Raw genomic sequence first — 12,188 nt, forward strand, 5'->3', positions numbered from 1 at the left:
CGAACGATCGTTCGTCGCGTTAAGCCATCACTCGACCAAATATCGCAGGTTCGCGCTGACCCTCATTGCGCTGCCGGGCATTTCTCCCCGTATAGTGACGGGCGAAAGAACGCCGCCGCCAATGATTCCGCCAATTGTCACCGTTGCAGTACGGGCGGCGAGGCTGATGCCATCTCCCTTCACCCCGTCGCTATACGGGGAGAAGGTGCCGGCAGGCGGATGAAGGGCAGCGCAGACCGACATTTTGCACAAAGAAAAGGCGGGAACTTCCCGCGCCTTTTCTGTGTCTGTGGTGTCGCCTCAATCAGTGCAAACGGCCGCTCGCATGGGCCAGCATGGTGTAGACCTTGCCGGTGTCCGACGTCAGGTAGGTCTGCGCCATGATGTTGTCGCGGTCGTTGCGCGAGACGTCCTTGAGCAGCTTCTCGAAATCGTCGCAGTAGCGGTCGACGGCGGCGCGGAACTCCGCCTCTGCCTGATATTTGCGGCGGATTTCATCGAAGGTCTGCTGGCCCTTGAGCGTGTAGAGGCGGCGCGTGAACACGTCACGCTCGCCGCGCCGGTAGCGGTTCCACAGCTCGATAGAGGCGTCGTGGTCGATCGCCCGGGCGATATCGACCGAGAGCGAGTTGAGCGACTCCATGACATGCAGGGGCGAGCGCTGGGCGGGAGCCGCGCGCGGTGCTTCCGCGGGCGCTGCCGGCCTGGCGACTTCCTCCTCGCGCGATGCCCCGGTCAGGAGATCGCGCACCCAGCCGCCTTGCGGCGTACGGGCGTTGGCGTCGCGCTGGCGCGGTGCTTCGGCAGGGCGTTCGATATCGAGCGTGCCACGCAGGCCGCCGAGCGGCGCCTGCGGAGCAGGGCGCTCCGGCTGTGGAGCCGGCGGCGGGCGGCGTACCGGCTCGGCCGGGCGCTGCACTGGCGCCTGAGGCGCCGGGCGCAGGGCGCGCGGTTCGGCATTGTCGCCGCCGCGTCCCGATTTCGCAACGATATCCGAAAGTTCCTTGAGCGCGTTGATCTGTTCGGCAACGGCACGGCGGATCGCCGAGGTCGATTCCTTGGCCTCTTCCGGCATCTCGATGACGCCCTTCTTGAGCTCGGCGCGGGTGAGGTCGAGCTCGCTCTTGATCGAGCTTGCGGTGCGCCGCATCTCCTCGGTCGCATCGGCGAACCGGCTGGTTGCCGAATCGACCACTTCCGTTATGGCGATCCGGATCTTGTCGGCTGATGCCAGCGTCTTGCCTTCGGCATTCTGCATCGTCTGGCCGACAAGGTTTTCGAACGAACGCATCACCTTCTCGAGGTCTTCCGACTTCTTGACCAGGCCGACGGCGAGATCTTCGAGCGACGACTGCCGCTCAAGCGTGTGCTCCAGATTGCTCTGCGCCGAGCTCAACAGATCCGAAGCCGAGGACAGCAAGCGGCTGTGCTCGTCGAACTTGGTGGCGATCGAGGCCACTTCGCGCAGGGTCGACGACGACAATTCGGTAAGCCGCGTCGTGTTCGAATCGACCAGGCGGGCCGAGCTGGCGAAGGTCTGCGCGGCCTTTTCGGTGGTTGCCGCGAAGCTTTGCGTGCTGCCGCTCAGACGTTCGTCAACCTGGCCGAGGTTGATCGCCGCCTGTTCGATCAGCTCACCAAGCTGCGAGCTGGAGACGCTCATGCGGCCGATGAGGTCGGCGACGCTATCGGCGAGCGACGAGCGCGCGCCTTCGACGGCCGACAGCGTTTCGGCGGTGCGGCTGGCGAGCGCGTTGACGAGGGCGGCATTTTCGCTGCGCAGCTTCTCGGTCGCGCGTTCGGTGACCTCTTCCATGCTCTTTTGCAGTTCCGAGCCGCCCTGGGCGAAGCGCTCGACCAGCGGCCGCGCGGTTTCGTCCAGGATCTTCGCCATCTCGGCCGAACGCGCCGCCAGCATCGTGTTGAGCTCGCGGGTATTGGTGCCGATGGTCTTGGCAGCGTCGTTGGTGCTCTGGCCGATGTGCTGGCCGACCGCGGTAAAAGTCTCCGCAATCGTGTTGGCGCGCGAGATCAGCTGAGCTTCTGCGCTGGAAACCTGCTCGTTGAGCTTCTGACCCATCGTCTCCGTCGTATAAAGAAGGCGGTTCTCGACGTTGGCGACCTGTTCCTCGACGCGCGAAGCTGCGGACGCAACGCTCGCGGCCAGTCGCTCATCGGCGCCGGCAAGAGCCTGCTCCATCTCGCGGGCGTGGACGGCAAGTTCCTGGCCGGTCTGGCGTGCGCGTTCGGCAACACGCTGCTCGGTGCTGGCGAAGGCGCCGACGATGTTGTCGGCATGCTCGCCGATCGTCGACGTGGAGTCGGCGATGCGCGACACCAGGCGGTGATCGGCCTCGTCGAAGATGCGGCTGATCTCGGTGGCGCGTGCCGACAGCGCGTCCGAACCCTCGGCAATGCGCGAGATCAGCTGCTGGTCGGCGGCGTCGAAGATGCGGCCAAGGTCGGAGGCGCGGGCGGCGAGCGCTTCGGCGGATTCGCCGATGCGCATGCTCAGCCGCTGGTCGGCGCCCTCGAAGTTACGCAGGATGTCGCCGGCGCGGTCGGCCAGCGACTGCGCCGTCTCGACCGCGCGGGCGACCAGCTTCTGGTCGGCGGCGTCGAACGTGCCGGCGATCTCGCCGGCGCGGGCAGCCAGCCGTCCGGCCGTTTCTTCGGCGCGGGCGAGCAGCGAGTTCGACGTCTCGTCGTGCCGGGCAAGCAGCACGCTCGACGTATCCTCGGTGCGAGCGAGCAAGGCGTTCGTCGTGTCCTCGGCGCGGGCCAGCAAGGCGTTCGTCGTATCCTCTGCGCGCGCAATCAGGGCGCTCGATGTGTCCTCGGCACGTGCGTGCATACGGCGATCCGCGTCCTCGAAGGTCCGGGCGATGTCCTCGGCCCGGGCCAAAAGGGCGGCCGAGGTCTGCTCGGCACGCTCGGCGATCTTGCGGTCCGCGTCACTGAAGGCAGCACCGGCCTGTTCGTGCAGCGCGCTGGTGACTTCCATCACCTTCTCGCGGAGCGCGCCGGCAACGAAGACGGCGCTCTTTTCGAGCACGCTGCGGACATTGTCGACACCCACCGACAACGCGCGCTCCATGGTTCCGGCGCGCTCTTCGATGATGCCGGTCTGCTTGCTGAAGGCCTGCTCGATCTTCTCGACATCGGCAGCGATTGCCGCCGAGATATCGGTGCTTCTGCCGGCAATCTGGTCGATATGGCCCGACAGCGAGCGGTCGACATCCTTACGAATGTCGGCGAGCTTTGCCAGATCGTCTTCCAGCGCCTGGGTCAACATGTTGCGGCCTTCGGCCAGCTTGCCGACATGGCCGGCGATGATGTCGTCAACCTCACCGCGGCTTGCCGACAGCTTCTGCAGGTCGGCTTCCAGCGCACGTTTCAGGATGTCTCGCCCCTCGGCCAGCTTCTCGACCTGGCCTGCGACCAGTCCGTCGATGCTCGACCGGCTCTCGGCCAGCTTGGCGAGGTCGTCCTCGAGAGCCTTCGACAGCGTCGCGCGATCCCGGACGAGCTTGTCGCTGTGACCCTCGATCAGGCTGTTGACATTTTCCAAATCCGCTTCCAGCACCCGTGCGAACTCGCCACGGTTTTCGCTCAGCTTCTGCGACTGGTCGGCAATGGCGCTCCTGATCGCATTGAGATCGGCTTCGAGCGCCCGTGTGAGGATGTCGCGGCCCTCGGCGAGCTTCTCGACCTGTCCGGCGACCAGCCCATCGATGTTGGAGCGGCTCTCCGCCAGCTTGGCGATGTCGTCTTCCAGTGCCTTTGAGAGCGCCGAACGGTCCTGGACGAGCCTGTTTTGATGATCGGCCATGATGCCGCTGACATTGTGCAAATCGTCCTGAAGCGCCTGAGATAGCGTCGAACGATCCTGGACAAGCCGGCTCGAGTGGTCGGTGATCAGGCTGTTCACGTTCTGAAGGTCATCCTTAAGCGCCTGGGATAGCGTCGAACGATCCTGGACAAGCCGGTTCGAGTGGTCGGCGATCAGGCTGTTCACATTTTGCAGGTCGGCCTCCAATGCCTTGGAAAGCTGACCGCGCTCGTCCGCCACCTTGTCGGAATGATCCGCGATGGCACCCTTGATGGTGTTGAGGTCGGCTTCGAGCGCGCGCTTGAGGATATCGCGGCCCTCGGCCAGCTTCTCGACCTGGCCGGCGACCAGCCCGTCGATGCTCGACCGGCTCTCGGCGAGCTTGGCGAGGTCGGCCTCGAGCGTCTGTGACAACAGGCCACGATCGTCGGCAAGCCGGCTCGAATGGTCGGAGAGCAGGCCCCTGATGCCGGATAGGTCGTTCTCCAGCGCCTTGCTGAGTTCGGTGCGGTCCTCGGCCAGTTTCGCCGAGTGGTTCTCGATCACGCCCTTGATGCCGATAATGTCGTTTTCGAGCGCCTTGGTCAGGATGGCGCGGCCTTCGGCGATCTTTTCAACCTGGCCGGCGACCAGCCCGTCAATCGAGGCGCGGCTGTCGGCGAGCTTGCCGAGATCGGCTTCCAGGGCGCGCGACAGAATGTTGCGGCCTTCGGCCAGTTTACCGACATGTCCGGCGACCATTTCGTCAATGATCGTACGGGCTTGCACAAGTTTTCCGGAGTCTTCATGCAAAGCCTGGTTGAGCCGGTTGCGGCCTTCTTCAAGCCGCTCGAGATGGCTGCCCAGCGACGCGTCGATGGCGGCGCGCGACTCGTTGACCTTGCGCAGATCCTCTTCCAGGGCGCGCGAGATCAGGTTGCGGCCTTCGGCCAGCTTCTGCACCTGGTTGGTTACGGCCGCATCGATGCCGGCACGGCCCTCGGCGAACTTCGCCAGGTCCGCCTGCATGGCAGCCGCCATGCGTTCGCGGCTTTCGGACAGCTTGCGGCTGTGGTTTTCGACGGCGTCCTCGATGCCGACGCGGGCATCGGCAAGACGCTGGATGTCGGTGTCGAAGGAGCGCGACACGACATGGCGGGCGGCTTCCATGCGGCCGGCGAAATCGCTGGCGCGGGCTTCGAGCATCGACGAGGTCGACGAGACGATGTCGGCCATGTCGGCGCCGATCTGGGTCTTGCCCTGATCGATCATCGCCGACAAATGATCCTTGCTCTCGGCAAAGGTGTGGGCGATCTCGCGGGCGCGCTCGACCAGCGTTTCGTTGATCTGGCGGGCGCGCGCCTCGAGCGCGGCGTTGAGCTTCTGCGTGCCGGTATCGAGTGCTTCGGCGCGGGTCTGGAATTCGCTGATCAGCGCCTGGCCGCGCTCGGCCAGCGTCCGCTCGATGCCGTTCAGGCTGGACTCGAATTCCGAGCTCAGGGTGCGGGCGGCGCCGCCGAGCAGCGACACCATACCGGTGGTGCGGTCGTCGAGCAGGTCGGTCAGCGACCGGGTCAGGCCGTCTGTGGTGTCCGTCAGCTTGGCGATGCGGGTGTCGAGCAGCGAAGCAAAGGCTTCGCCCGATGTCGACAGCCGGTCGGTGATCGAATCCAGCCGGGTTTCGACGGAATCGAAGATCGACATCGAGCTTTCATTGATGCGGTCGATCAGCGTGTCGCCGGAATTGGTGATCGTCATCGACAGCTTGGTCGACGCGTTGAGGATAGAGTCGCGAATAATGTCGGAGGCGGCGCCGATCTCGTCCTTCAGCGTTTCATGCGCGCCGGTGATCGAGGCGCGCACGCGCTCGGCATGAGTGACGACGGCTTCGCGCTCGCTGCCCAGCCCGTCGACCAGCGACCGGATGCGCGATTCATTCTCCGAATAGGAGCGTTCGATCTGGTTGACCTCGCTGTGGACCAGAGTTTCGAGCTCGACGGCGCGCGCCAGCGTGCGCTCGATGCCTTCGCCCATCGCCGCCACTTCACGGCGAACGGCCTGGCCGATCATCATCACGCGGTCTTGGGCGAGGTTTTCCGGCTCCGCCAAGCGGAAAGCCACCTCCGTCATCGATTGCGCGGCAATGCGCATTTCCTGCGCGCGGCGGATCATCGCCGCGAAGGCCCAAAACAGGACGACCGGTATGATTGCCGCGATCGCTAGGCCGATCAGTTCAGGGCGGGCCAGGATTTGATCGAACGTACGAATTTTCCAGATGCTGGGGCCAAACAGCAGATTGGCGAGGCCGCCGGCGCCGGCGATCCAGGCCAGCGACACGAACGCCACGACCCAATAGATCGTGCTAGACGCGCGCCGGTTGAGGCTGTGCAGCAGCGTCTTGTAATCTTTCTGGCGGTCATCGTTTGCCGGCTTGAAGCCGGCTGGCTGGGCGCTGTTGCGCGATTCGACCGGGCGCAGCTCGGCGGGCTTGACTGCCGGCTTCGCACTCTGGTTTTGTTGGACGGGCGCGTTTTGAGCGGGGGCGGGCTTCTGGGGGCGGCCTTCGCGCGCCAGTTCGTCCGCGGCCTGCGATATCTGCGCTTCCAGATCTTCCATCGACGCCGCGATATCGAGATCGCCGCTGCCGTCTCCGCTGAGATCGAGGTCTAGTGCCTTTTCGAGTTCCCTGGCTACGTCGCTGTCGAGAGTTCTGGTCGTCGTTGGTTTCTTCGCCATGCCTTCGCTACCCTGTACTAGCTGCCGAGGGACTTCTTATTTTTGCCTGATTCTGGCTCGTCTTATCCCACGCAGGAGGCTGAAAATGGACCTTCGTATCGTAATGACACACAGGGGTAAAGAAAACATGCATTCCGCGAGATACGTAAAACTTTAAATATAAGGTTAACGACAACGTGATCTAATCGCATCAGCGGCAACAATTTTCCAGCCCATTCATTAACGCGTTGGCGACGGAAATCGCCTAGTTTTTTCGGCGATCGGCACAAGGAGTTTCAAATTGGTACGCGGTGAAAGCGGCATTGCCTTCTCAATGCCGGGCGGCGATGCGTCGGGACCGGCCCGTTCGCGCCCAGTGGATCTGGCCCATCTGGCCCGTCAGACAATGGGCGATCGCGCCCTCGAACAGGAGGTATTGGCACTGTTCGTACAGCAGGCGCTTTCCGTCCGCGACAGAATTGTCGATGCCGACGTCAGGGAGCGACTGCTTCTGGCGCATGGGCTGAAAGGTTCGGCGCGCGGGGTCGGCGCCTTTGCCATCGCCGACTGCGCCACCTCGATCGAACAGCAGCCGGAAGATGCGCGCATCCTCAAGCGCCTCGGCGCCCTGATCGAGGAAGTGCGCGATTTCATCGCCGCCATCAGCCGGTAATGGCTGCCGCTCGGCAGCGGCCACCGGGATGAATCGACGGGGCCAGGGCGTGCTTTGGCCGCTTTCCGAAAAAACGTCACAAAGCGGCGCTTTCGCGCGGCAGTTGACTTGTCCGGCGGAGTGATTATCTCGGCTGGGACTCCCTTCAGGTGACAAATGACCAAGCTGACCTTCATTGCCCATGACGGCACTCCTTTCGATGTCGAGGCCGAAAACGGCTCGACCGTCATGGAGAATGCGATCCGCAACGCGGTGCCGGGCATCGAGGCAGAATGCGGCGGCGCCTGCGCCTGCGCGACCTGCCATGTCTATGTCGACGAAGCCTGGACGGCCGAGGTCGGCGAGCCGGAGGCGATGGAAGAGGACATGCTGGACTTCGCCTATGACGTCCAGCCGAACTCGCGCCTGTCCTGCCAGATCAAGGTGCGCGACGCGCTTGACGGCCTCGTCGTGCGCGTGCCGGCTCGCCAGGGTTGATCTCCCGTACCATCTGATTTTTCCCGCCGCCGCTTGGCAGCGGGCCAATGCTCATGCAGTCTCGCGCCAGTTTCGCCCCAGTTTGACAATGAGGCTCGCCTGGCATGACCGATGTAATCAAGACGGACGCACTCATTGTCGGGGCGGGGCCGGTCGGCCTGTTCGCCGTGTTCGAACTCGGCCTCTTCGACATGAAGTGCCATCTGATCGATATCCTCGACCGGCCCGGCGGCCAATGCGCCGAACTCTATCCGGAAAAGCCGATCTACGACATTCCAGGCTGGCCCTCGATCTCGGCGCAAGGGCTGGTCGACAGACTGCTGGAGCAGATTCACCCGTTCAAGCCGGATTTTACCTTCAACCGCATGGTCTCCAGCCTGGAAAAGCTGGACGACGGCTCATTTCGGGTCACCACCGACGAGAACGAGGTGTTCGAAGCCAAGGTGGTGGTGATCGCCGCCGGTGGCGGCTCGTTCCAGCCCAAACGGCCGCCCATTCCCGGCATCGAGGCCTATGAGGGCAGGAGCGTCTTCTATTCGGTGCGCCGTATGGAGGAATTCCGCGGCCACGACCTCGTCATCGTCGGCGGCGGCGATTCCGCACTCGACTGGACGCTGAACCTGCAGCCGGTGGCAAAAAGCGTGACACTGGTCCACCGGCGCGCGGAATTCAGGGCGGCGCCCGACAGCGTCAACAAGATGTATGCCATGCAGGAGATGAAGCAGCTGGAGTTCCGGGTCGGCCAGGTGAGCGGCCTGACCGGCGCCGACGGCGAGCTGGCCTCTGCTACCATCAAGGGCGGGCCTGACGGCGACATCGAGGTGCCGTGCACGCGCATGCTGCCATTCTTCGGCCTGACCATGAAGCTGGGACCAATCGCCGAATGGGGGCTCAACCTTCATGAGAACCTCATTCCGGTCGATACCGAGAAATTCCAGACCTCGGTGCCAGGCATCTTTGCCGTCGGCGATATCAACTGGTACCCAGGCAAGCTGAAGCTGATCCTGTCGGGTTTTCACGAGGTGGCGCTGATGGCGCAGGCCGCCAAGCGCATCATCAGCCCCGGTGAGCGCATCGTCTTCCAGTACACGACGTCGTCGACCAGCCTGCAGAAGAAGCTCGGCGTCGTGGAGTAGGTCCTACAGGGCTTTCCGGATCACTCCACCAGAACGACCGGCGCCTCGGCGTCGTCGCGGCCGCGCAGTGACTTCTCCGGCATCAGAGCCAGCGTGATCAGCGCCAGCACGAGCGTGACCGCCGCGGCAAGGAAGATCATCATGAAGGGCGTCGCCGAGACGATCTGTCCGGCAGCCGGCGCGCCTTCGCCGGCAAGCGGCAGGCCATAGCCGAGCGCGACGGCGCCGAGCATGGCGACGCCGAGCGCACTGCCCAGCGAACGCAGGAAGGTCAGCACGCCGGTGGCAACGCCGAGATGCGCGCGGTCGACGGCGTTCTGCACCGATACGGTGGCGACCGGGAAGGTGGTGCCGCTTCCAAGGCCGATGCAGATGGTCAAGAGCTCGACGACCAGCAGCGAGGCGCGGCCAGCGACCAGGCTGAGCACGCCAAGACAGACAATGGCGAAGAGAACGCCGACCATGGCGATGCGCTTATAGTGGAAGAAGCGCGGTATCGTGCGGCCGCTGAAGGTCGCGCCGGCGACCGTTCCGAGCAGCAGGCCGAGCATGGCAAGGCCCGACTGGCTGACCGACAGGCCGATGATCGACTGCAGATAGACCGGCAGATACACCGACAGGCCGATATTAGCGGCCTGCAGCAGGAACATCGACGCCGTGCCGGCAAGCACGATCGGATTGCTCAGCACTTCAAGCGAAATCAGCGGCTCGGCCGCACGCATCAGCCTGAGCGCGAACGCACCCCAGAAGACCGCCGAACAGGCCAGCAGGCCGACGATCTCGCGCGAGGCCCATGGATAGGCGCTGCCGCCCCAGTTGAGGGCCAAAAGCAGCAATGCCGTCGCCACCACCAGAAGCAGCGCGCCCAGCGCGTCGATGCGATGCCGCTTTGCGGCGACCGGCAGTTTGCGCAGCGGCTTGTTGATGATGGCCATGGCCAAGATGCCGAGCGGGATATTGATCCAGAAGATCAGCGACCAATGCAGATGTTCGGCAAATCCGCCGCCGAGCAAAGGCCCGGCGATGCTGGCGACCGCCCAGGTGCCCGAAATCCAGGCGGCATAACGCGCGCGTTCGCGCGGCGGCACCAGGTCGCCGATGACGATCTGCGCCAGGGCGAACAGGCCGCCGCCGCCCGCACCCTGGATCGCCCGGCCGACAACCAACACGAACATGTTGGGGGCCATGGCGCTGACCAGCGATCCCAGAAGGAAGATCAGGATCGCCGCATAGACGGTCGGCCGGCGGCCATAGACGTCGGAAATCTTGCCGTAGAGCGGCGCCATGGCCGTCGCCGTCAGGAGATAGCCGGTCACGATCCACGGCAGGTAGTCGGCATGGCCGAGCGAACGGCCGATGGTCGGCATGGCCGGCGCGACGATTGTCTGGTCGAGCGCCGCCAGCAGCATCGACAAAAGGATGCCGGCGATGATGACGTTCTTCTCGCTTTCCGTCAGCGGCGCGGCGGGCGCCACCCTAGCCGGCTTGTCGACAGCCTGGTCCATATCAGTTCATCCATAACGTTCGAGAGCGATTGCGCGGCGCCAAATGGCCGCTCCGCTATACGCCGCCTCGATTGGTCTTGATCTGGTGTTTCGAAGCTCGCGCCTTGCCACCTGACATATCTTGCGAGCCTGACATATGTCGTCCCGTATAGGCCGATTTCGACCTTTGCCCGAAAATTTTCTGGGGCTGGCCTCATGTTTCGGCAGAATTGGCTTGGTATCAGTCCGTGTTTCAGCCGGGCGGAAGCTGGCCGTTCTCGACGCGCTGCATGCGGTAGCGCAGCAGCCGCAGGATGCGGCTTTCGAAATTCACGCCTTCCACGCGGTCGAAGCGCAATTGGTCCTGGTCATGCCTGGCGAGTTCGGCCGCGGTGATCTGCGCCGCCTTCGCCTTGGCCCCGGCGCAGGTCTTTTGCGCAAAGCTCGCGTTCAGCGCGTCTTCGAGCAGACGGCCGTGGTTCTTGGCGATCTCGACATGACGCTCCTCATGGCGCTTGATGTCGGCCGACAGCGTGTCCCAGAACAGCCTGACATCGGGATCGGCCTTGCGCGGCCTGCGCCACTCCGGAAGGATGACCTTGACCTTGACGGTGACGGCGGCCTTGGCGATGCGGCAGGTGTCAGCGGTTTGCGCGTAGCTAATGCGGGTGGTGAACGCCATCTGGGTGGCGCCCGGATGCCGCATCCCGGTGCTTTTCACCTCGGGTCCATGTTTCGACAATTGCGTCTCGATGTCATCGAGCGTGCTGCCGCCGATGGCAAAATAGCTGTAAGTCTTCACCAGATTGGCAGCATTCGCCGGCAGAGCGGTCAAAGCCAGCATCATGGCGCAGAGCAGGGGTCGTTTCATCATGTTGCCTCTTCACTCACCTTGCTTTACGGCCGTTGCCGGCGCAACGGAATTGATCTTCCACCGATCACGCATCGTTGATGGATTGCAAGCGCTCGATGAGCCACATGCCAATGAGCCACATGCCAATGAGACACATGGTTGAAGGACAATGACGACAAGGCGATGGCAACTGGCGCATGGGCGCCATCTCGACCTTGGCGAGAAAGCTATTGTGGTCGGCATTCTCAACGTCACGCCGGACAGTTTTTCCGACGGCGGGCTGTTCATCACACATGATCAGGCGGTGGTTCAGGCGCACCGCATGGTCGAAGAGGGGGCCGCCGTCATCGATATCGGCGGGGAATCGACACGCCCCGGCGCCTCTCCCGTAGCGCCTGAAGAAGAGCAGGCCCGCATCCTGCCGGTGATTGCAGCACTTGCCGGTTCAGGCGAAGCCCTGATGTCGGTCGACACCTATCGCGAGGAAACCGCGCGCCTCGCCGTCGCCGCCGGTGCGCATATCGTCAACGATGTCTGGGGCTTGCAGCGTGAACCCGGCATCGCCCGCGTCGCCGCCGAGACCGGCGCCGGACTGGTCATCATGCATACCGGGCGCGAGCGGCAAAAACTGCCCGACGTCATCGCCGACCAGTTTTTGTTCCTCAAGGCTTCGCTGGAAATCGCCAGGCGCAGCGGCGTTGCGGACGATCATATCGTACTCGATGCCGGCTTCGGCTTCGCCAAGGAGACGGCTGAGGAAAACCTCGACCTGATGGCGCGGTTTTCCGAGCTTAAGGAGCTCGGTTTTCCCTTGATGGCCGGCACGTCCAGAAAACGCTTCATCGGCACCGTCACCGGCCGCGAAGCCGGCGCGCGCGCCGCCGGGACGGCAGCCACCAGTGTCATTCTGAGGCTGAAGGGCGCCGATCTGTTTCGCGTTCACGATGTCGCAATCAACATGGACGCACTGGCCGTCGCCGATGCTATGCTGGCGCGTGAAAAGCCAGGACGCTGAGCCCAGGACACCAAGAAATGCCAG

The 12,188-nt window shown here is 63.9% G+C and carries 7 protein-coding genes; 4 read left to right on the forward strand and 3 right to left on the reverse strand.

The genetic code is table 11. The features are described from left to right. Positions 1-304 precede the first annotated feature (304 nt). A complete protein-coding gene (locus NLY33_RS18815) occupies positions 305-6,547 on the reverse strand; it encodes an apolipoprotein A-IV repeat region-like domain-containing protein (RefSeq protein WP_286438820.1) in 6,243 nt (2,080 codons plus the stop codon). A 313-nt stretch (positions 6,548-6,860) separates the two neighbouring features. Between NLY33_RS18815 and NLY33_RS18820 the strand changes: the two genes are divergently transcribed. From NLY33_RS18820 to NLY33_RS18830, 3 genes are all read left to right on the forward strand, one after another. Next, the gene (locus NLY33_RS18820) at positions 6,861-7,199 is read left to right on the forward strand and encodes an Hpt domain-containing protein (protein ID WP_023706163.1); all 339 of its coding nucleotides are present in this window, start codon (positions 6,861-6,863) and stop codon (positions 7,197-7,199) included. Positions 7,200-7,355: 156 nt separating this feature from the next. Further along, positions 7,356-7,676, forward strand: a complete 321-nt coding sequence (locus tag NLY33_RS18825) for a 2Fe-2S iron-sulfur cluster-binding protein (protein WP_023707481.1) — start codon at positions 7,356-7,358, stop codon at positions 7,674-7,676. A 104-nt stretch (positions 7,677-7,780) separates the two neighbouring features. Then, the gene (locus NLY33_RS18830) at positions 7,781-8,812 is read left to right on the forward strand and encodes an NAD(P)/FAD-dependent oxidoreductase (RefSeq protein WP_023673506.1); all 1,032 of its coding nucleotides are present in this window, start codon (positions 7,781-7,783) and stop codon (positions 8,810-8,812) included. 20 nt (positions 8,813-8,832) lie between these two features. Here the strand turns inward: NLY33_RS18830 and NLY33_RS18835 are convergent, their stop codons facing one another. Then, positions 8,833-10,317, reverse strand: a complete 1,485-nt coding sequence (locus NLY33_RS18835) for an MDR family MFS transporter (RefSeq protein WP_023706165.1) — start codon at positions 10,315-10,317, stop codon at positions 8,833-8,835. A gap of 232 nt (positions 10,318-10,549) precedes the next feature. Next, entirely contained in the window at positions 10,550-11,170 is a 621-nt protein-coding gene (locus tag NLY33_RS18840; RefSeq protein WP_031196576.1) for a DUF922 domain-containing Zn-dependent protease, read from the reverse strand. 148 nt (positions 11,171-11,318) lie between these two features. On the opposite strand from NLY33_RS18840, the gene folP reads away from it, so the two are divergent. Beyond that, complete coding sequence (folP, locus tag NLY33_RS18845; protein ID WP_023706167.1) at positions 11,319-12,164, forward strand: dihydropteroate synthase; 846 nt, start codon at positions 11,319-11,321, stop codon at positions 12,162-12,164. Positions 12,165-12,188: the final 24 nt, after the last annotated feature.

It is taken from the genome of Mesorhizobium sp. C432A (genome assembly GCF_030323145.1).
Classification (GTDB): domain Bacteria; phylum Pseudomonadota; class Alphaproteobacteria; order Rhizobiales; family Rhizobiaceae; genus Mesorhizobium.

What these genes read in the sequence shown, in the direction of transcription:
- NLY33_RS18815 (WP_286438820.1), bottom strand. Translation starts at nt 6,547, where the DNA reads ATGGCGAAGAAACCAACGACGACCAGAACTCTCGACAGCGACGTAGCC.
- NLY33_RS18820 (WP_023706163.1), top strand. Translation starts at nt 6,861, where the DNA reads ATGCCGGGCGGCGATGCGTCGGGACCGGCCCGTTCGCGCCCAGTGGAT.
- NLY33_RS18825 (WP_023707481.1), top strand. Translation starts at nt 7,356, where the DNA reads ATGACCAAGCTGACCTTCATTGCCCATGACGGCACTCCTTTCGATGTC.
- NLY33_RS18830 (WP_023673506.1), top strand. Translation starts at nt 7,781, where the DNA reads ATGACCGATGTAATCAAGACGGACGCACTCATTGTCGGGGCGGGGCCG.
- NLY33_RS18835 (WP_023706165.1), bottom strand. Translation starts at nt 10,317, where the DNA reads ATGGACCAGGCTGTCGACAAGCCGGCTAGGGTGGCGCCCGCCGCGCCG.
- NLY33_RS18840 (WP_031196576.1), bottom strand. Translation starts at nt 11,170, where the DNA reads ATGATGAAACGACCCCTGCTCTGCGCCATGATGCTGGCTTTGACCGCT.
- folP (WP_023706167.1), top strand. Translation starts at nt 11,319, where the DNA reads ATGACGACAAGGCGATGGCAACTGGCGCATGGGCGCCATCTCGACCTT.